The sequence below is a fragment of the Metasolibacillus meyeri genome (assembly GCF_003049505.1).
Taxonomy (GTDB): Bacteria; Bacillota; Bacilli; order Bacillales_A; family Planococcaceae; genus Metasolibacillus; species Metasolibacillus meyeri.
The window spans coordinates 1-20,433 of the sequence record NZ_PYWN01000037.1; the positions used below are offsets into that span (position 1 = coordinate 1).

24 protein-coding genes and 1 pseudogene are annotated in these 20,433 nt (G+C 38.2%); 7 read left to right on the forward strand and 18 right to left on the reverse strand.

What is annotated here, in order from left to right; all coding sequences use genetic code 11:
- On the forward strand, positions 1-214 hold a 214-nt coding region (locus C9J34_RS22320), incomplete at its 5' end, for a hypothetical protein (RefSeq protein ID WP_238600583.1).
- Positions 215-255: 41 nt separating this feature from the next.
- On the opposite strand, the gene C9J34_RS06170 is transcribed toward C9J34_RS22320, so the two are convergent.
- The 10 genes from C9J34_RS06170 to C9J34_RS06215 all read right to left on the reverse strand — a co-directional run bounded on the left by C9J34_RS06170 (position 256) and on the right by C9J34_RS06215 (position 10,400).
- Entirely contained in the window at positions 256-1,284 is a 1,029-nt protein-coding gene (locus C9J34_RS06170; protein WP_107838995.1) for a toxic anion resistance protein, read from the reverse strand.
- An 18-nt stretch (positions 1,285-1,302) separates the two neighbouring features.
- A complete protein-coding gene (locus C9J34_RS06175) occupies positions 1,303-2,943 on the reverse strand; it encodes a YceG family protein (RefSeq protein ID WP_238600584.1) in 1,641 nt (546 codons plus the stop codon).
- Positions 2,944-3,000: 57 nt separating this feature from the next.
- Positions 3,001-3,801: an HAD family hydrolase gene (locus C9J34_RS06180; protein WP_107838997.1), complete on the reverse strand. Its 801-nt coding sequence runs from the start codon at positions 3,799-3,801 to the stop codon at positions 3,001-3,003.
- A gap of 10 nt (positions 3,802-3,811) precedes the next feature.
- Positions 3,812-4,885 (reverse strand): cysteine protease StiP family protein, encoded by a 1,074-nt coding sequence (locus C9J34_RS06185; RefSeq protein ID WP_107839017.1) that lies wholly within the window; start codon positions 4,883-4,885, stop codon positions 3,812-3,814.
- Positions 4,886-4,899: 14 nt separating this feature from the next.
- Positions 4,900-6,243, reverse strand: coding sequence for a phosphoribosyltransferase family protein (locus C9J34_RS06190; RefSeq protein WP_107838998.1), 1,344 nt, complete (start codon positions 6,241-6,243; stop codon positions 4,900-4,902).
- 142 nt (positions 6,244-6,385) lie between these two features.
- Complete coding sequence (locus tag C9J34_RS06195; RefSeq protein WP_107838999.1) at positions 6,386-7,564, reverse strand: HpcH/HpaI aldolase/citrate lyase family protein; 1,179 nt, start codon at positions 7,562-7,564, stop codon at positions 6,386-6,388.
- Between the two features lie 102 nt (positions 7,565-7,666).
- Entirely contained in the window at positions 7,667-8,359 is a 693-nt protein-coding gene (locus C9J34_RS06200) for a TerC family protein (RefSeq protein WP_420799120.1), read from the reverse strand.
- A 111-nt stretch (positions 8,360-8,470) separates the two neighbouring features.
- Positions 8,471-9,046, reverse strand: coding sequence for a TerD family protein (locus C9J34_RS06205; protein WP_107839001.1), 576 nt, complete (start codon positions 9,044-9,046; stop codon positions 8,471-8,473).
- A gap of 23 nt (positions 9,047-9,069) precedes the next feature.
- Positions 9,070-9,651 carry a TerD family protein gene (locus C9J34_RS06210; protein WP_107839002.1) on the reverse strand — a complete coding sequence of 194 codons (582 nt, stop codon included), beginning with the start codon at positions 9,649-9,651 and terminating at the stop codon, positions 9,070-9,072.
- 131 nt (positions 9,652-9,782) lie between these two features.
- Positions 9,783-10,400 (reverse strand): TerD family protein, encoded by a 618-nt coding sequence (locus C9J34_RS06215; RefSeq protein ID WP_107839003.1) that lies wholly within the window; start codon positions 10,398-10,400, stop codon positions 9,783-9,785.
- A 351-nt stretch (positions 10,401-10,751) separates the two neighbouring features.
- Here C9J34_RS06215 and C9J34_RS06220 point away from each other — a divergent pair, with 351 nt between their 5' ends.
- Positions 10,752-10,937, forward strand: coding sequence for a sodium:potassium antiporter (locus tag C9J34_RS06220; RefSeq protein ID WP_107839004.1), 186 nt, complete (start codon positions 10,752-10,754; stop codon positions 10,935-10,937).
- A gap of 192 nt (positions 10,938-11,129) precedes the next feature.
- Here C9J34_RS06220 and C9J34_RS06225 read toward each other — a convergent pair whose 3' ends face one another.
- The 4 genes from C9J34_RS06225 to yabP form a co-directional block, all read right to left on the reverse strand.
- Positions 11,130-11,555: a S1 domain-containing RNA-binding protein gene (locus C9J34_RS06225; RefSeq protein WP_107839005.1), complete on the reverse strand. Its 426-nt coding sequence runs from the start codon at positions 11,553-11,555 to the stop codon at positions 11,130-11,132.
- A 226-nt stretch (positions 11,556-11,781) separates the two neighbouring features.
- On the reverse strand, positions 11,782-12,207 hold the full coding sequence (locus C9J34_RS06230) for an FtsB family cell division protein (protein ID WP_107839006.1): 426 nt from the start codon (positions 12,205-12,207) through the stop codon (positions 11,782-11,784).
- Between the two features lie 50 nt (positions 12,208-12,257).
- The gene (gene yabQ / locus C9J34_RS06235) at positions 12,258-12,716 is read right to left on the reverse strand and encodes a spore cortex biosynthesis protein YabQ (protein ID WP_107839007.1); all 459 of its coding nucleotides are present in this window, start codon (positions 12,714-12,716) and stop codon (positions 12,258-12,260) included.
- Positions 12,713-13,009 (reverse strand): sporulation protein YabP, encoded by a 297-nt coding sequence (gene yabP, locus C9J34_RS06240; protein ID WP_107839008.1) that lies wholly within the window; start codon positions 13,007-13,009, stop codon positions 12,713-12,715. Before yabP ends, yabQ begins: the two co-directional genes overlap by 4 nt.
- A gap of 412 nt (positions 13,010-13,421) precedes the next feature.
- Between yabP and C9J34_RS06245 the strand changes: the two genes are divergently transcribed.
- On the forward strand, positions 13,422-15,299 hold the full coding sequence (locus tag C9J34_RS06245; protein ID WP_107839009.1) for a putative bifunctional diguanylate cyclase/phosphodiesterase: 1,878 nt from the start codon (positions 13,422-13,424) through the stop codon (positions 15,297-15,299).
- Positions 15,296-15,931 carry a pentapeptide repeat-containing protein gene (locus tag C9J34_RS06250; RefSeq protein WP_107839010.1) on the forward strand — a complete coding sequence of 212 codons (636 nt, stop codon included), beginning with the start codon at positions 15,296-15,298 and terminating at the stop codon, positions 15,929-15,931. Before C9J34_RS06245 ends, C9J34_RS06250 begins: the two co-directional genes overlap by 4 nt.
- A gap of 17 nt (positions 15,932-15,948) precedes the next feature.
- Here C9J34_RS06250 and C9J34_RS06255 read toward each other — a convergent pair whose 3' ends face one another.
- Positions 15,949-16,542, reverse strand: coding sequence for a TetR/AcrR family transcriptional regulator (locus tag C9J34_RS06255; RefSeq protein WP_107839011.1), 594 nt, complete (start codon positions 16,540-16,542; stop codon positions 15,949-15,951).
- A gap of 115 nt (positions 16,543-16,657) precedes the next feature.
- Here C9J34_RS06255 and C9J34_RS06260 point away from each other — a divergent pair, with 115 nt between their 5' ends.
- The 3 genes from C9J34_RS06260 to C9J34_RS06270 are packed head-to-tail and all read left to right on the forward strand — an operon-like array spanning position 16,658 to position 18,888.
- A complete protein-coding gene (locus C9J34_RS06260) occupies positions 16,658-17,386 on the forward strand; it encodes an ABC transporter ATP-binding protein (RefSeq protein ID WP_107839012.1) in 729 nt (242 codons plus the stop codon).
- Entirely contained in the window at positions 17,383-18,393 is a 1,011-nt protein-coding gene (locus C9J34_RS06265) for an ABC transporter permease (RefSeq protein WP_107839013.1), read from the forward strand. Before C9J34_RS06260 ends, C9J34_RS06265 begins: the two co-directional genes overlap by 4 nt.
- Before the next feature lie 9 nt (positions 18,394-18,402).
- The gene (locus tag C9J34_RS06270) at positions 18,403-18,888 is read left to right on the forward strand and encodes an HXXEE domain-containing protein (protein WP_107839014.1); all 486 of its coding nucleotides are present in this window, start codon (positions 18,403-18,405) and stop codon (positions 18,886-18,888) included.
- 10 nt (positions 18,889-18,898) lie between these two features.
- Here the strand turns inward: C9J34_RS06270 and C9J34_RS06275 are convergent, their stop codons facing one another.
- The 3 genes and pseudogenes from C9J34_RS06275 to C9J34_RS21880 all read right to left on the reverse strand — a co-directional run.
- The gene (locus C9J34_RS06275; protein ID WP_107839015.1) at positions 18,899-19,624 is read right to left on the reverse strand and encodes a DUF4184 family protein; all 726 of its coding nucleotides are present in this window, start codon (positions 19,622-19,624) and stop codon (positions 18,899-18,901) included.
- A 2-nt stretch (positions 19,625-19,626) separates the two neighbouring features.
- Positions 19,627-20,031 carry a hypothetical protein gene (locus tag C9J34_RS06280; RefSeq protein WP_153062613.1) on the reverse strand — a complete coding sequence of 135 codons (405 nt, stop codon included), beginning with the start codon at positions 20,029-20,031 and terminating at the stop codon, positions 19,627-19,629.
- Between the two features lie 29 nt (positions 20,032-20,060).
- Positions 20,061-20,433: pseudogene (locus C9J34_RS21880) on the reverse strand (hypothetical protein); the annotation flags it as partial.

Below are 20,433 nucleotides of genomic sequence, written 5' to 3' on the forward strand. Positions count from 1 at the left end.
TGGAACAAGCTTAAAAACAGAAAATTCAATCAGCTTTTATGCGACGCTAGTGATCAATTATATTTTAAAATATAAACCAGCAAAAGAGGAGAAAATCCTTTTTGCTGGTTTATTAAAATTATCTAATGATCACATTATTTATTACTTTTTTATACATTATCAAACACCAAAAATTTTCTGCCATCTATCCTGTTTAAATCTTCATTATCAATAACATTACGCACCCACAAGCGCAGAAACACGTTGGTTGCCTTTTCATGCTCTAACTTGCAAAGCTTTCAGTTGCTGCTCCGCCTTTTGACGCTGCTGCGATTGTTCATCACGCAATTGGCGATAACTCGTAATGCCTTCCACAATATGATCCCAAATTTCCTCTAGCGTTTGTGTTCCATCTTGCTGATTGACCATTGCTGTAGTCAGTTGCACCGCATCGGCATTAATACCGCCCACTTGCTTCATGCGATTTTCAAAGGCTTTGGCGGAATCATTTTGCAGCTGACGCTTTTTATCGTTGACTGCATTGATGATACCTATTTTAAAAACGGGAATCGTTTTAATAAATGCCTCGTTAATTTGCTGCATTAATGTACGATTACCTTCTTGTAGCATTTCGATTTGTGGAGCTGCTAAAATAGCGACTATACGTGACTTTTCTAAATCATCTCTTTTTTGCTCCAATAGTTGTGCAACCGTTTGATACGTCTGTAGCTCCATCTTTGCAATTTGATTTCCGTCTACACTTTGCTGTTCAAGTCTAGCTATCCCTGTTGCAACCTCATTCAACTTCAACTCAACTGCTAATATATATTTTTCGATCTCTAAATAATATTGCAAATCCTCTCGATATAGCCCTGCTAACACACGGTTATCACTAGCTAATGTCTCCTCCATTAGCACAAATTGATAATGCATTTTTTCGATATCTCGTGTTAAATAGCTGTATTTTTCCCACAAATCCTCTTGCTGTTTCGGAGCGCGCTTAAATAAGCGTTTAAAAAAGCCCTTTTCCTCCACAATTTCCTTTTTGTCAAACTTCGCCATTAGCGCTTCTAATTGTTGTAGCAACTCACCTGACTCATTGACTTTAGCATTTGCCAGCAACCGCAACATGCGGTCTGAGAAGTTTGTTAATTTTATTGCAGGCTCCTTACCGAAATCCATAATATCTAACTGATTTTTAATATTTATTTCCCGAGCAATTTGTTGTACTTCAGCACTTTGTCGTAATTGCTCCTTGGTGCTATATGCTGTTTCCTGTGTTAACTGTTCAAGTGTGAAAGACATATAACCTTCCTTTCCCAATTAGTTAAAAAAACGATTAAATATTTTTTTGATACTGCGGTCTGGTGAAGGCTTTGATAGCGCTGGCTTTTCATATTGTAAATCAAATACCATCTGTTCTAGACGATGAACATCAAAGCGATCATCTAATAAATACTTTTCTAAATCTAATTGCCCCGTTGGATTATAAAATACGATATCGACACCAAAGCGATTTAAAAATGCAAGCAGTGCTGTATCTTCACGTGATAGAGCTGGTTGCTGTGGAGCTTGATATAAAACAAGCTTAGGTATGTCTTGTGCATAATCAAAATTTTGCAATAGACGCAGTATTTCGTCAGGAATCATCGTCATGTATTTGAATAAAAATAATTGTAAATCGTATAAGGTTTCATTTGATTCCTGCTTTACAATCGGCTGCTCACATACAGATTTCATCGTATAAGCAATTGCCTGCTGTAGCTCCATTGTATAGGAACCATACTGCCACCAATCGCTTTGCATAATACGCTGGATAGATAGCTCGCCATCCACTAAACAATGCTGATAATGGAAATGGAAATTTGCTTTACTGCCCTTCATATACGGGAATTCCTGTACAAATATCGCTTGCGAATGCTCTACAAGCAAATCCATCCATTGCCAATATTCCTCTCGATTAGTTGATACACCACTCACCTTCGCAAAAATAACAGGAATCACAACTTCCTTGCTCAATACCTCGAAATTGGGACGAACCATCGCCTTTTCTTTCGCATAAATAAATATATCGTCATACGTCATGCGCAATGTTAAGGGGCGAGGCATCAAGCTTTGCAGCTGCCACGCTTTATATACGCCAGACTGATGATTATTCATTAACTGGTCAAAATGCTGGCTTGAACGATAACCAACTGTCGCTTGACGGTCACGCAATTTATCTGGAAATGGCTGTAGCATCGTTTCATGTGCATAAGAGTAGCTGACTGAAACGGCATCTGTCGCATCAATTTCAGCAAACTCATCTACCTTCGAAGGGTGGAAAATTAATACATCACATCCAAGTTCCATTAACAGCAATAAGAAATAGCGTTGACTCATCGTCATTTCACCATACCAAACAACCTTTGGAAAATCATCCGTTGCCTTCATCTCTTTTGTCCATTGAATCCAATGATTTTTCAGCCATTTTACTAAATCAATTAAAAAACGACGAAAATCATTTGCTAATAAACCTAATGATTGCTGCTGTTGAAACTGCTCCACTACCCGAATTGTCGCTAGTTGTAAATGGCGATTCATCGAGCCATCGTCATGCTTAGGAAGCAGCTGATGGCCATACATCATTGCAATTAATCGATTAATCGATAAACCTTTAGGTGTTTTCTGATGCTGCGCTAAAATATCCTGCAATGCTTGAAAATCCTTCGGGTCGATATGCTTATTCAATTCCTCGCTTAAAATATGGATATTCGGCTGTTGTGCCAACGTAAACAATGAATTAAAATATTCGTCTGTTTCTAACGGTGTTCCTAATATGCGAACAGCAATACGGCTAAAGCTAACTTTCTTTGCTGTTTCCTCATAAAATAAACGGCTTTTAGGTGATTCTTGAAACGCCTGTAGCCAATCTACTGCTTCACGCTCCAAAATTGGCTGTATCGTTATTGTCTGCATTCTCATTTCACATCCTTCAACTATTCTTCAGCACAGTAGCTTAAGAAACCAACTTTTGGTCAATCACTTTGCTGCCAAGCGCAAAACAGCTTCAAGTAATTCCTGCGTAAACGCTGCACCACTTTGCTCAGAGTAAACAATGTTGCTTAATGCTTGTGGCTGTTTATCTTTTAAATCGCCGTGATAAGGCGTATAACCGATATCTGCCAATGCAAGCATGCCATAATCCATAATCGAATCTCCTGCTGCGACATGTTGATTATATGTACAATGCTCTTGCAAATAAGTAATCGCCGCTTCCTTCGTCAGTACTTTCGGCATCATATATAATTTTCTACCATTTAGCCAAATTCGCCAACCATATGGATTAACTGCTTGTTGCAGCTCTTGATAATGTGCTGCGCTAAAAGCCTCTTTGTCCACATAATGCACTACAAATAATGAGTCCATACAGCGCGACCGTTGCAACCATATAGATGATTCCATACGTTGAAAATGCTGCGCTATTTCTGCATAAGGCACTGCGCTAGCTGCAATACGTTGCTGCATAATTTTAGTCCATTGCTCATTTGGACGGCCGTTTTCCAACAGTATGCCGCCATTGCTAATAATCGCATAAGCAGGCTGTAGCTTGTGCATAAATGCAAGTCGCTCATATTGTGCTGTAGAGCGTGTTGTAACAGGGACAAACAATGTTTGCTCACATACTTTTTTGAGCAATGATACTAATTCCTCTGTCATATAGCTAATTACTTTACCATCCATTTGTTCAACCGCTACCATCTCGCTGACTGACGGGAATTGTTGTAAAAGGCGCTGCGAGTACATTAACGTTCTGTCTAAATCAGAAGTGAAAAGTAGCATAATCTTTCTCCTATGTCTCTTTTATTAAGCCACAGCAAGCATAGGACATATTTGGATACTCCTCAATCGGCACGTTTCTTTCTTGTGCTAACAATAAAATATGCTCTAATTCATCTATATGCTGTGGATTAATTAAAATTTTCCACGGTACACGTCGTAATAAGACACGCGTCGTTTCTCCCACACCTGGCTTGACTAAATTAATATTCTTGATCGCAAACTCTTCCTGAATGATTTGGACTTTTTCCTTACCAAACCACGTTACAGTATGATCTGTACACTGTAAAAGCTGTTCTTTTACTTGCTGTTCTACTTGCTCAAAATAAGAGGTAATATGGTCTATGTAAAAATTAGATACATCTACACCCTCTAGCTCGTGATAATATTTTGCTCCATGAAAATCGTCCTTATCCATGAACTGTAAATTCAACATTGTACGGCTAACTAAGCCGGATACTGTCGAATTCAAGCATGCTGATGGAATCAAGAAATCCGCGCGCGTACCATAAATCGCCGCGCAATGCCCTGGGTCAGCTAATACAGCTAATGTCGCTGAAAGCTGTTGTGAATGCCTTGCATTAAAGGTCTCACAAGCTTGAATTAATTCGCTAGCAATCGCTCCTTTACCTGTCCAACCATCTACAAATTGAACTTGTGCTGAAGGATGCTTGGCAAATATATAACGGACGGCTACTTCATCAATGCCACGCCCTCGCAAAATTGAAATAGAATAATGGGGAACACTTTTATTGTAACGCATTTTCAAATAACGTTTAATTAAAATACCAATGGGTGTTCCCGCTCTCGCTAAACTCGTTAGCACTAAATTGTCCAGCCCGCGTAGTGCGACAATTTGCTCTGCGACGACACCAACGGCTACTGCAATCCGCTCCGCATAGCGATCCAATGTTTGATTAAAAAGGGACATATACGCATCAGAAGGCTGATATTCGATAGGTAGCATTTCCGAGTAATGCACCCCTGATTGAATAAGTTGCTCACGTTTAACATTGTCTAATTCTAAAGACATATGCCCAACATTGCGGAGCAAAAACACTACATCCTCAGAACTGTAGCTACCCATTTTATCTGGCTCTCTCACTTTTCCACCTCCAATTCATGCATACAAATAACGTAAATTTTTGCATCGCTCATAGATTGTAGTGCACGTACAGCTCGTGCAACGATTTCTTTATTTGCAATACGTTCTACAAGTAAAAAAAGTTCCGTATATGGACGGCTTTTTATATTATACAAGTAATTCGTCACACCATTATTTTCAGGACTTTCAAATACAAGCTTATCCGTAATCGTATAGCCCTCTGTCACCGTGCAATAAATTGGGCTGCGCGTAGTTGACTGGAAATAGACATTATCCCCTAAATAAGCGGCAATTTGCATCGGTACATACATAAATTCACCTGTGCCAACCACCAGTGCTGATCCGCCTGTTCTTAGTTTTGCAATTTGCTGTGCAATCGCATGCAATGTCTGTTTCTGTTCGCGCTGCTGCTCGGCTGTCAGCATAAATCGCCCTGTCGCTAACATATAAGGCTGCTGATTCTTCTGTCCACTTTCAGCGACTGAATCATAATGTCGATAAGCAACAGGTGCATCAATCTCCACTAGCTCCATATGCTGCGCTGTCTCTGTCGTCATTTGTGGTTGCTCATCTGTTAACAAAGCCGTTCCTTCACAGCTAAAAAACCCACGCATGATTGAAATAAAATCAATCGAGATTCCCCACTTTTCCTGTTGCTGTTGAAGGACCTTCACCTGCTCCTCCGAGCGCCAATCTAAAATGGATAGTACCGTATAATGCTGAATATGCGGAAATTTCGCCTTCAATGTTTCGATAATATTAATTGTCGTATTGCCTGTTGTAATTTCATCATCAATCAGTACAATACGCTTTGCCTGTAGTAGCTTTTCAGGTAGATCACTATACATCCGATGGCTTGTCGCATGAGAATGCTCCTCCTCAAACGTAATAAATGGCTCTACATCAGACAGTAATTCTCTTGTCGTATGAATGTATGTCGCATTTGACTGAAATGTTTGAAACACTGCATGACCAAGCGCGGTTGCTGTTTCTGCAAAGCCAATAAATAGCGTATCCTCTTCTAACTCAAAACCCACCTCACATGGTGACTGCCCTTGCTCCTTAATGGTCTCTACAATGTCCATTAGCTGCGAGGTTTCTCGTCCGCTTAATCGCTCGTAGTATAGCATCGCTAATAAAGTTCCTGTTAATAACGGTACTTGTGGACGTACAGCTAAATGCTTGCCAAGCACAGGGCTAACAAATAAAAACTGTCTTTTTTTATTAATGCGAGCTGCCATTTTTAATAAATGCTTGATCTCAAACTGATATGGATTGTCTGTAATCGTTATGGCTATATTATAATTTGGTAGTATCGTTAACTTTGTTTCTTGCTGCAAACCGTTTCCCCCTATTCTGTATATAAAGGCGCTAGATACGCCATTAAAATCTGTGACAGCCTGTGACAGCCACTGGAAGCTTAGAATCAATATGGTGTTAATTACTCCGTCGTTGCCACAGAATTTAGCGAATTTCTCTTGCTCAGCGAATGTTTGGGTACTCGTTGAACGAAGTTAGAAGAGAGGCAAAATCAACTTCCTCATGGTAAACACCATAAAGCTTGGCTTGACGCATAATTCTTTGTGCCCATCGTAAATGCGGCTTCATTTCATTCATTTTATTAGCATGATGACTTTTCACAACGCCTTTTTGTCCATTGCTGTTTTCAATAATGCTTAACGCATCTAAATATTCCTCATAGGAAATAACATAAAGTGCATGGACAACGCGAATATGGCTCGGATGAATCACCGTTTTTCCTAAAATACCATTTTGTCGATCCATTAATACTTCCTTCATCAAGCCGTCTAAGCAATCATCTAGCAAAGCTTGTCGCGCGTCCAGTATGCCCTTCTCACTAAATGGCGTGATGCGTAGTGCCGGCTTTAACACACGAGCATTGCTAAAGTATTCCCACACAGGACCTGAAATAATAAAACCATCTTCCTCTCGTCCTAGCACGTTCACAATATCCGCAATACAGTCTCGAATGACACTTATATCATAAATCGTCGAATCAACACGGCGACGAATACCATAAATACCGCAAAAATCGGTCGCGCCTATTCTCACATTCAAGACACGATTGCGATAGTGGTTTAGCACTTTTTTTATCGCAAATAATGCTTCCATACGCGATTCCTTATACAATACTTCACGGCTTTCTAAAATCGGCATACCATACAAGGTTAATTGATGTGCTTGAATTGTCTGCTCCAGCAATTCAAAATAAATCGCTCCTTGTGCTGCTGTGAATTTAGGAAAGACATAGCCTGTTAGCACCTCTTGTCTTTCACCTAATACTTCCGTTAAGCGCTGCAATTGCTCTACACTGCGCACACGTACAAAAATAAGCGGCAAATCTTGCGGCGCTATTTCTCCGTTTTTATACAGCATATAAAGCTCTACAACCTCAGCGATTAGCTTCATTTCGCAACTTTCTAGCTCGCTATCGCCTACAGCGTCCTCTAAATCAATTACAAAAGATATTAACTCTGGATATTTCTTCGCTTTCACCATTTGTGCAATATTCGGCATAGAGGCGGGCATATATAAAGTCGCACCTAACGCATAAGCTAATAAATCAGGTGATTCCCATTTCGTAAAGGCTTGTGGTTTTTGATAAAAAAACGATTGTGGTACCATAGCTAAATGTTGCATAGATTCTCTCTCCTGTTCATGATACATAGCCATTCCAAACATAATTTTTCAAAAAAAGCACTGTATTGGTCTACATATTATCAGACCAACACAGTGCGTTCGTTATGCAGCTTTTTTCTTATTATAATGATGGACAATAAATGTCATGACAAAGGCTGCAATTAAAATGATAAAGAAGATTTCATGTGAGATATGGAGACCGAATACACTTGCAAACATTTTAAGTGAGATAATCGCAATTAAAATATATGCCGTAGCTTCAAGTTCAGGTACCCGTTCAATTAACGAAAGGAACACACCTGCAATTGTTCGCATCATAATAATACCTAATACGCCACCTAACAATAACACCCATACTTGGTCTGAAATGGCGAATGCTGCCAAAATAGAATCGACAGAAAAGGCAATATCCATTAACTCCACCGAAATAACCGTTGCCCAAAATGTACCGAAAATGCGGACAAGCCAACTGCTCTTCTTGAATTCTTTTGCTTCCTCTTCATCATCGCCTTTATTTTTAAAGTGCGCAATAACTAACCACATTAAGTAAGCCGCACCTAGCACTTTAATAAGTGTAAACTTTACTAAATATACACCTATACCGATAAAGATAAAACGGAAGAAATAGGCACCAAACATCCCATACATCAACGCTTTTTTCCGTTGCTCTGGCGGGAGATGTTTAACAAGGACCGCTAACACTAGCGCATTATCCGCAGATAATAGCCCCTCCATAATAATTAGCGAAAAAATCAAACCCCATGCTACTGGATCTGTTAAAACTTCTCCCCACATTTGCCAATTAAAAAATTGTGCATATGTATTTAGTATTTCATTAATAACGTTCAAGTAACTTCCTCCAGCGGTAGTTGTCTAAAAAGGGTAAACCCTTTTTAGACAGCTCCTTCATTGTAAGCCATACGTATTTACTAATACCGCTAGCCCACCTTGATATCCTGAACCAATTGCAGCAAATTTCCATTCGCCTTGGTGACGGTATAGCTCACAGAAGATAACGGCTGTTTCGATGCTGAAATCTTCTCCTAAATCATAGCGTAATACTTCTGCCCCTGTTTCCTCATTTGTTAAACGGACATAAGCATTTAACACTTGTCCAAAATTTTGATGACGCGCTTCTGCATCATAGATTGTTACTGTTACGACAATTTTCTCGATTTGAGGAGATACTTGCTTTAAGTTAACAAGTACCTTCTCATCATCGCCATCGCCTTCTCCTGTGCGATTATCTCCTGTATGCACAACAGATTTATCTGAGCTTTCTAAATTATTATAGAAAATAAAATCATGCTCATTGCGGCATTTCCCCGTTGCATCTAGTAAAAATATCGATGCATCTAAATCAAAATCATGCCCGCCATCAAATTGCTTCGTATCCCAACCTAAGCCAATACCAATATTATTTAAACCTGGGTCCTGCTTTGTTAAATCAATACGTTGCCCTTTACTTAATTGAATTGCCATAAAAGAGTACCTCCTATTAATGATTAATTAACTGCTAAACCGTAGTCATTACAAAGCGCTGCTAAGCCACCTTGATAGCCTGCTCCGATAGCGTTAAACTTCCATTCACCATTATGGCGGTACAGCTCACCTACAACAATCGCTGTTTCAATACTGAAATCTTCTCCTAAATCATAGCGAAGGATTTCTTCATTTGTTTGTTCATTCACAATGCGGATATAAGCATTTGATACCATGCCGAAGTTTTGGCTACGCCCTTCTCCATCATGAATTGTTACAGTAAATGCAATACGGTGAATATGTGCTGGTACGTCTTTTAATGCTACCTTTACTACCTCATCGTCTCCGTCACCAACACCTGTTAAATTATCACCTGAGTGTACAACAGCACCATTACCACCTGTTGTATTGTTATAGAAGATAAAGTCGTTTTGATCTGCTACTTTCCCCGTGTCAGCTAGTAAAAATACAGAGGCATCTAAGTCGAAATCATGTCCGCCATCATATTTATTTGTATCCCAGCCTAAGCCTACTGCTACATTTGTTAACCCCGGATTTGTTTTTGTTAAATCTACTTTTTGACCTTTTTGTAATGAAACTACCATACTCTTATTCCTCCTAATTTTATATTGATTTATTATATAATGCGCTCATCTCAAGAGATGGCGAGATGAATACTTAATTAGCCTTTCATTCAGCAAGTTCACTAAAGAGTGACAGACCAAAGCTTCAGGTATTATTGATATCTACGAACTACATCAGCAAGCTTTACATCACTTGTTCCATTTCCAACCGCCGCGAATTTCCATTCAGCACCGTGACGATAGATTTCACCACAAATAAGCGTTGTCAAATTAGCATAGTTATCTGTTAAATTATAACGAACAAGCTCATTGCCATTTTTATCATCATAGACGCGAATATAAGCGTTTTGAATCATCCCAAAATGCTGTTTACGTCCTGCTGCATCATAAATATTTACAACAAATACAAGCTTATTATACTTCGCAGGCACAGACGACAGACGAACTGTAATTACTTCATCATCTCCGTCTCCATCTCCTGTTAAATTATCACCAGAATGTTGAATCGTGCCGCAATCACTGTTTAATTTTCCAAAATATACAATATCAGTACCTGCTACTACTTTATCATCCTGCAACATTAATACAGAGGCATCACAGTCAATATTTGCACTGCTTCTACCTCCACCACCAAATAATCCACTTAAAAAGCCGCCACCGCCACCACTTTGACTGACAGGATCCCATCCTAAACCTACTTTAATCGTATCTAAACCTGCATTACCCTTCGTTAAATCAATACGTTGTCCTTTTTGTAAATTAATACCCAAATTTAATAACCTCCTAATGAATTGTACACACTTTCTATCAAAGAATACTTTGAAATACCAATGTAATCGCATTCACCAAATGGTAGCATATGACTACCTGTTTAATGTAGGAGACATAATTTCTTTATGTATGACCTCATTTAACTACGAATTACAACTATTCCCTTTACAAACAGTAAACGGTGTAAGTATGTCTTTATCTTAAAATAAAGTGACAAAAAACTCAATTAATTATGCCGAGGAACTATGTGTATAATTTTAACTAATAATCAGGAGGTGGCAGAAAAATCCCCATTGATTAACGTTTCAATTTATAATAGAGTTATCTATTGTTTTGGAGGGGTATGCACTTTGATTCGCAATTTCACATATTTAACTTTATTTTGCGCAGCGAGTATGATGCTAATTGTTGGTGGTGTGCTTTTAACAAAAATACCGCTAATTGCACAAATCATCATGATTAGCTGTGGTCTCATTGGAGGGATTGTCTGTTTCGTTTCGTTGATTCGTATGCTAGTGAAACAGGAGAAAAATTAAAAAAAGCTACTTGGAAAGTCAAGTTTACTTCCAAACAGCCAAAAGCTAATGTTATTGATTCATGATAAATTGTAGCGAAAAGGCGCTTTTACATGTTCATAAAACAACAACGGTCGGAAAAGATATGCACTTGCATGCTTTTCCGACCGTTCTATATATTACACCTTTTCTACGCCTGAAATAGCCAGTAAACTAACCTCGTCTAGCTCCACGGCCACCGCGTTTTGATTCTGTTGCACGCTTTAATGTTGTAAGACGCTCATCGCTATCTTTTAAGAAACGCGCCATTTTTTGCTCGAAAGTCTCTTTCGGTTGACGATCATTGCGCTCATTCGAACGATTATCGCGACGTGGACGTTGAGGACGCTCTGGTCGCTCTGGTTGAGGCTTTGCTTTACGGATTGAAAGTCCAATCTTACCGTCAGCTTCAACATTCATCACCTTGACTTCAACTGTATCTCCTACTTTTAGAAGCTCGTTGATGTCTTTCACATAGTTGTCTGCCACTTCACTAATGTGTACTAAACCCGTTTTGCCATCTGGCAGCTCAACGAATGCTCCAAAATTTGTGATGCCTGTTACCTTACCTTGTAATTTGCTGCCTACTTCAATTGACATAAAAAAAATGCTCCTCCTTAAAAATTAAGCGACTTCGAAAGTCATATACTGAGTATAATGAAACTTTAAAAAATTTAGACACAATTATGCCGAAGCAGAATTGATAATAGTTTCTATTCTATTATAACGAACAGGATAGTTGTGTCAACAACACTGTACTAAATACAATCCATTTCATCACAAGAAGGACGATCCATTATTTTTTCATATGGACTCGCCCTTGCACCTACTCATCATCTTGTTCTTGTTCCTTTGATTGTCCACCTTTTGGAATCGTGAAAATAATCTCACCTTCCTCAGACATGAAATGTTCTTTACGTGCTAGCTTCGCAATATATTCATCATCCTCAAGCTTTGCTATTTGCAACTTAAGCATCTCTTGCACTTCCTGTATTTGCTCAAGCTCTGCTAAAACTTCCGCCTTTTTTTGCTCCTTCGCCTCCAGATGATTATATTGCTTCATTAGCATACTCGCTAAACTAAAAATAATTACACTTGCCACAGCGAAGAAAGCAAGCATTCGACGACGGCGGCGGATAAGCTGCTGCTTTGAAGGTTTATGTTTCACATTATTTTCACTAGAACGAATATAGTCATTATCTAACTTTCTTACTCTGTTAGGTGATGGTTCTTGACGATTTCTTTGAGCCATCTTGTTCACCTCACAATTTTGAATAATACAGCTATTATACTTTGTAAAAGCTATTTTTTAAAGCGGGTCCCTAGTGCCACTTTATACAGTTTCGTGACAGGCGTAAGTACAAATAGAACTATCGACCTAACTACACGCCAAAATATCAAGAAGAAACGACTAATTATATAGACAATCCAATATATCGGTCGAATAAAGAGTAATACAAATAAACGGCCGATAAATCGGAAAAAGCGTCTGAGCAATTTATCATATAGGAAAATACCAGCTAACTGAAATAACGGATCAACAGCGCGCCACTGCCCTCCCTTTGTCACATATAAAAAATAAAATGTACAAAATCCAAGAACAATCCATACCATAAGCTCTAGCACTACGGTACACTGTTGAATCCACTTTCGTCTCGGCAGTCCACTCCATATTGCTCGAGTACTGTCAATCACACAACCAACAAATATGCCACTTGCAAGCATGATGACAGCACTCATCAGCTGTGCTGAAATCGTCATCCGAACAATTTATGAATAAAGCCCTTTGCCGCACTATCTTCCTCATCGTACTGCATGAGCTTCACATTGCCCTCTAATGTAAGGAGCCCCTTGTCCACGTCTAAATGCACAATACGTAGTTCCTCACCTCGAATTAGCAAATGTCCTTGAGATGTGTGAATGAAAAATTCCTCTTGATCAAAACGCTCAATTGCTTTTATCGATGTCATGTCCATTCGCTTGCGATTGCGAATCGTCACTATATGTTCGCCCGACGGAATTGTATAGCGATTACTTTCTTGGTGCAATGTCATGTCCATCTCCTCCTTTTTGCTTCTGTCACACTTTATGCTGAAAGAAGCGAAAGCATGACTCAAATTATTTATCTTAATTTGTAAAACTCTATGAAATATTAATGCAGGAGGAATTGATTATTAAAAAATCCGTTTTTTAAAAATCTAGCTAAAAGTACCTAACATTCAAAAAGAAATTTCCATAAATTACGTAATATAATGCTATAATTGATTAGTAAATAACATTTATCCTGTATTAACTATCATTTTGTACCGAAAACATAGCGTCAGGTACAGGTGTTTTTTTGCGCGAAAGCATAGCGGCAGATACAAGGCAACCGCTAGTTTAAGTGGGAACTAACAGCCGATTCGGGACACTAACAGCACACGGGCTGAAGATTCACTTTATCATACAATAAGAGAGGTAAAGTATATGGATTACTCAATTGATTTTTCACTCAAAGAAGCTAACGAGCTATTGCAACAACTCCATCAACATCAGCAACAATTTTTCTTTTCAGAGAAAGAGTTATCAGAGCTATCAAGGCAATCCATTGAGCCTATTTTGAAAAAAATATGCCAAGATATAGCAAAGCTAATGAAATGTGAAAGGGTAGAAATTTGGCTATTTAATGAAGAGCAAACAAAACTCACAATAGAAACAAGCTACGACAGCAACAGTACTCATCCCATTTCGAAAGTTACACTTTTACAACATGAAGTTCCTACCTACTTTGAAGCAATTGTACATAAACGGACATTAGCTGTGGACGATGTGGCGACAGACCCTGTGATGCATGGCTTACGAGAAAGTCTTTCGTTGGCGTATCATCCATTTCATTCCATGCTCGATGCCTCCATCGTTTTAAATTGGGGCGTTGGTGGTGTCATTTGTTGCTTTTCTCAGCAGCAACGTCATTGGACACCTGTTCATAGGCATGTTCTCGCTTCAGTAGCAGATATGTTTGCTTTTATTTTTGATCGATTACATCGTCAAGAAGCCGAAAACTATACGCATAAACTAGCGTTTACAGACACGCTAACGAGTTTAAATAATGAGCATGCATTTTATAAAAAAGTAGAGGAACGTTTATCTCAAAATGAGCTCGGTATTTTTATTTATATGACATTAGATCAATTTACAAATGTCCGAAGCGTGCTTGGTCATGATGGTGGAGAAGAAGTTTTAATAAATTTTGCCAAACGTCTACGTCATGCCTTCTCAGAACCAGCAATTATTGCTCGTGTTGGCTTTGATCATTTCGTTATTTACTCACCGATTTTACTAAAAGAAACACAATCCTTGTTTATCAATAAGGAAATTTCAGACATATTAAAAGAGCCAATGACCGTCAAAGGGCAGGAAGTATATATGACATTTAGCTATGGCGCTGCTTATTATCCTGATGATGTTCACAGTGTCAAAGCTGGCTTGCAAGCAGCACAAATCGCACTTGAACATGCGCGTAAACAAACATCCCGTAAAGCAGTTGGGTTTTATAAGCCCTCTATGCATACTTTTGTAAAAGAAAATTTATTATCCGAAATGAATTTACAAAAAGGGCTAGATTTAAAGCAATTTCAATTATTTTATCAGCCACAAGTATGCTGTAATACAGGGGAAATAGAAGGCTTTGAAGCGTTAATCAGATGGCAACATCCCGAGCGTGGACTTATTCCTCCCTCCAAATTTATCAATTTAGCTGAATCAACAGGCCTTATTACGCAAATTGGTGAATGGGTCATTCAAGAAGCTGTAGCACAATTAAAAAAATGGATGACTGAAGGTAAGGAGCATTTAACGATTGCTATTAATCTGTCACCAGCGCATTTTCTTCGTGCAGATTTATCTGAATATTTGTTAAAATGTACTCAGTCTGCTGGATTTAAACCGCAAAATTTAGTGCTTGAAATTACTGAAAATGTTGCAATAGAAGACCGTGATGCTGCTAGAAATCGCATGGCTGAACTTCGAGCAATGGGCTTCTCTATTGCAATCGATGACTTTGGTACGGGATACTCATCATTTGCTTATTTGCAAAACTTACCCGTCCACCAAATCAAAATTGACCGTCAATTTATACGCAATATTAGTACGAATCAAAACAGTGCTGCTATTGTCCAAACAATTGTTCAATTAGGGAAAACATTGAACTTACAAACAGTTGCAGAAGGTGTCGAAACAAAGAAAGAATGGGACATGCTAAAACAATTCGGCTGTAATAGCATACAAGGGTTTTATTTTAGTAAGCCTCTACCTGTGCATGAAGTTGATAGACTTTTCCAAAATGAAGGGGGCGTTTTGAAATGAAAATTAATACACCTAAAATTCCTACACAGCTAATTATGAGAAATTTCTCAGATATTTTTGACGAGGAATATCCAGAGCTTGAGCTATGTGAAATTATAGATAGTTCCTTTATGAATGAGGAGGTAGACCGTGTTCGCCTTGACCAAATCGTGCTAAAAAATTGTCAGTTTAATTATACGAATTTTAGCAACATCCAATTAACAGATGTACGCTTTGAAAACTGTGATTTGTCCAATGTGAATTTCAGCAAATCCTCCGTTCACCGCGTAGAATTTAGTAATTGTAAGCTGTTAGGCAGCCAGTTCCCAAGCTCGTCTTTAGGCAACGTGCGTTTCGATCATTGTAGCTTACATTTAGCTACATTTGACAGTGCTAAGCTTGAAAAGGTGCAATTCAATGAAACCGTTTTAATAAATAGCGATTTTTACGAATGTAAATTTAAGGGAATTGAATTGAATCGCTGCAATTTGAATGACGCTAACTTTGAACAAACTTCATTAAAAGGAATCGATATCAGCTCGTCTACCTTTGAAACATTGACGATTTCAATTGATAGCTTAAATGGCTGTAAAGTGTCGTCTTCACAAGCCATCCAATTGGCTTCTTTAATGGGCGTTATCGTTGTAGATTAAGAGATCTGGAGTTACGCTTAGTAGCTCCACATCTCACCTAAAAACTTCAACAAACGAAAGTGAATCATCGCAAGTTTTTCCACACTTAAATGCTCGTCTCCATTTACTAGCCATTCTTGAATTACCCCTAAAACAGCCGAGGAAATAAATGCACATAAATACTTACAAAATTCCATATCTAGCTTATCTGCTTGTATCACAATCAAATTTTGCAAAATTTGCTCACCAAAAAGATTTTTTATTCCCATACTAAAAGCAGGGCTCCCTTGCTCGCCTAGCAGCACACGAAAAAATGTAGCCTGCTCTTTTATATATTGAATGACCTCAACAAATGGCTGATACAATTGCCCTGCTTGTATTGCATGTGTAGCATCCACCAACCGAATATTATTCACACGACATTTTAAATTATGTAATAACTCCTGCTGTATATCTTCCATCACAGCAAACTTATCTGTGTAATGTAAGTAAAATGTTCCACGGTTAATGTTAGCTACTAGAGCAAGCCCCTTCACCGTCACTCTCTCAAAGCCTACTTCCTCTATTTGTGAAATCAATGCATTTTTAATTGCCTGCTTCGTTTCAAAATTCATCCTTTCATGTACAGACATAAAACCCCTCCATTCAATGAACATATACGCTCAATTTGTTGATTGTATTTGTCCAAATGCTAACGTAAAATTCAAATCATATCAACACGACGTTCAGTGAAAAGGAGAGAACATTATGGAAGACTACGCCATTTCGTTAAACAATATCGCAAAAAGCTTTCATCATAAACAAGTGATCGCACCACTTTCCTTAAACCTTCCACAAGGCCAGCTCATTGGATTACTAGGACCTTCAGGCTGTGGGAAAACAACCCTCATTAAAATGATTATGGGGATGTTAAAGCCTGATAACGGACAAATTCAAGCGCTCGGTTTGCAAGTACCACACCAGCAATTGCTCACAGATATTGGCTATATGGCACAGGCAGATGCACTCTATTTAGATTTAACAGGGGAAGAAAATCTATATTTCTTTGCAAAGCTTTACAAACTATCTAAGCAGGAACGGACTCAACGTGTCACATATGCTGCACAGCTTGTTCGCTTAACGGATGATTTACAAAGCAAAGTAGGAGATTATTCTGGTGGCATGAAACGCAGATTATCTTTAGCTATCGCCCTTCTACAAAACCCTCCTTTGTTAATTTTAGACGAACCAACAGTCGGCATTGACCCTGTATTAAAAAAGGAAATTTGGCAGGAGCTCACTCGCCTTAAAAACGAGGAGCAAAAAACAATTTTAGTGACAACGCATGCAATGGACGAAGCAGAAAAATGTGACCGATTAATTATGCTACGCGGTGGTCATATTATCGCAAATGGTACACCAAAGGCATTAAAGGAGCACTACCAGGCACAGGATTTCGATGAAGTATTTTTAAAGGCAGGAGGCACAGTATTATGAGAATCAGTGCTATCGTCACAAGAATTATGCAACAAATGCGACGCGATCGACGCACATTAGCGTTATTATTTCTCGCGCCTTTACTTGTATTAACGTTAATGTCGTTTATTTTTAATAGCAATGAAGCGAGCATCACCTTAGTTGTCTCCAATGGCTCAGCGCCCGTTATCGAAAAGCTACAACAAGCAAACTTTCACATTATTGAACAAGACAATTTTTCAGTAGAGCAATTAGAGGAACAGCAATATGATAGCTGGCTCAATTTGGCACAAGAAAACACCCATCTCACTTTATTAAATGACAATCCGTCCACAACAAAAATGCTGACAGTCCAGCTTACACAACTTATGCAGCCAACAGCTTCGCACACATTAGCAACAAATTATGTATATGGCGACAAAAATACTACAATTTTCGATACATTCAGCCCAATGCTTATTGGCTTTTTCGTTTTCTTTTTCGTCTTTTTAATTACTGGCATTGCGCTATTAAAAGAGCGAACATCAGGCACATTAGAACGCCTACTCGCAACACCGATTAAACGCTTTGAAATTGTAGCAGGCTATATGATTGGCTATGGTATATTGGCCTTTTTACAAACAATCATCATCGCCTTATTTGGCATTTATATATTGGATATTGTACATGTCGGCTCAATTTGGCTAGTTTTATTAATTAATATTACTTTAGCATTTGTTGCCCTATCATTAGGAACGCTATTATCTAGCTTTGCGACATCTGAATTTCAAATGATGCAATTTATTCCGTTAGTCATTGTGCCACAGGTATTTTTCTCAGGTATCTTCCCGCTCGATAGCATGGTGGATTGGCTACAAAAAATCGGTCATGTCATGCCACTTTACTACGCAGCAGATGCATTAAATGGGGTGATGTATAAAGGCTACACCTTCAGTGAAATTACTGGTAATTTAGCGATACTTGCTAGCTTTGCCATCGCTTTTATTACATTAACGATTGTAAGTTTGAAAAAATATCGAATATTGTAGAGGTAGCAAATGAATATTCTTATACTATTTTTCTGTCTTGCTATTACATTGCATAATATTGAGGAAGCGATTTGGTTACCTAAATGGGCACAGCAAGCTTCAAAATTTCAAAAGCCTGTCGCATCACATGAATTTCGATTTGCTGTTATTGTCATTACCCTTTTCGCTTATTTAACTGCATTTAGCTTTGGCTATTTTCCACACTCTAATTTGGCAAAATGGATATTCATTGGGTTCTTAGGCTCAATGATTTTTAATGCCATTTTTCCACATCTGATTGCAACCATTTTGATGAAACAATATGCGCCTGGGCTTCTTACAGGTGTATTGCTAAATATACCGATAAATTCATTCCTTATTTATCAACTGTTTTCTAAAGGATTGATTGCATGGAATGAGCTTATTATCTCAACATTTGTTGTAGGGATTGTTTTATTAGCATCGATTCCATTATTATTTAAAATCGGTGGACGATTTACAAAAGCAAGCTGTTAGGAATGGTTGCCTAACAGCTTGCTTTTCTTACATTTAAGTATGTTGAAAGCGTTAATATACTGAAGAAGAACGAATCAATCATCCGTACAACCCATACACCATAGCTACTAAAGGGTATGTAGGCAACCATGCCCCAAATAGAGACATAGATGAGTGTTAAAGCAGCTAACACACTCCCAAAAGCAAATTTACGTTTTGGAGAGATGTTTGACTTATTTTTACTGATTGATGCTCTGTAATACAAATAAATTAAAATGAGCGTCAGCCCTAAAATTGTACTTCCATGCTGTAAAAGCTTATAAATGGGTATGGGTAAACCATATGTTTCACTAAGTATTGGAAAACGTTCAACGACAAATCCCGTTCGATGTGTGAATGCATCCCATATAACATGTGTCAGCATCCCAAGTAATGCTGAATAACAGAAAACAATAGATTTCCATGCTTTACTCCCTGCTATTTCATAATGATTCGTGTCCTGTAAAAAGCTTGGCAAATGATTGATAATATTTTGCCGAATAAACTGGCGGTAAATCCAGTAAACACATATAACGAGCGGGAGATTGAAATAGAACAAGCCTGCAAACGTATGTCCAATCACCCCTCCTGGCTGCCCCCTTAAAAAATATTCAAAGTCTGGCGCCATACTACCTAATACCAACGCAGAAAAATAAAAATATTTACTCCTTCGTGGAAAAAGTAATATTGCTGCTGGATGTGCAAATGTTAATGGCATGGCTACAGCCCCTCATTAAGTAATGCCTCAAAATCACTCAAAAACTGCTCATGATTAATGATACGATAACCTCGAATGCTTTTAGATGGCACAACAATAATATCGGGTGCGGCAAAATAAATTGAATTGGAAGTACCCCAAGCAACACGATATGCTGTATCTTCTATAGAATATAAACTATTTTTTATTTTCCTTAACTTTAAGCTCTCCATATATATCGCAATTTCAGCCTGCTGTTCTTGTGTTATTGCGATATTCTCAAAGCTTATGTCTACTATTTTTTCAACAGTAAAGTTTGTTGGAATACTGTCAATCTTTAATAAACCTTTCACTGTATCTGTTTTAAAATAACTAATTGCTGCTGCTATTAAAAAAATTAGAAAAGCTATAGAAATTATTTTTTTCAACATTTACACCTCTATCTATTCAAAGTTTATTATTCAAGCATCCTTTTTAACTCTTTTAAAACGCTGGACATATAGGCTTGATTATGCGGCAAAAAATCACCTTTACATACAAGCCTCTCTACTTCAACTTGCTTTAAATTTTCAGCTACTACTATACCCGTAGCACAAACATGATCAATTTTTTCTAACCATAATTGTTCAAATAAATCTAACTCCACCTTCATTATGCCAGCTACTTCTTCAACCTGAAATGTATACTGTAGCTCACTTGGAATCATATAGAAAAATACATGTCCCCATTCCCTATCTAGAATGGTGTCCTGAATAATTTCATCACGTATACTTCCAATATCACTAGCGTCGCATAAAAGCTGATTGAATTTTCTGTTTTTAAGCTTGTTC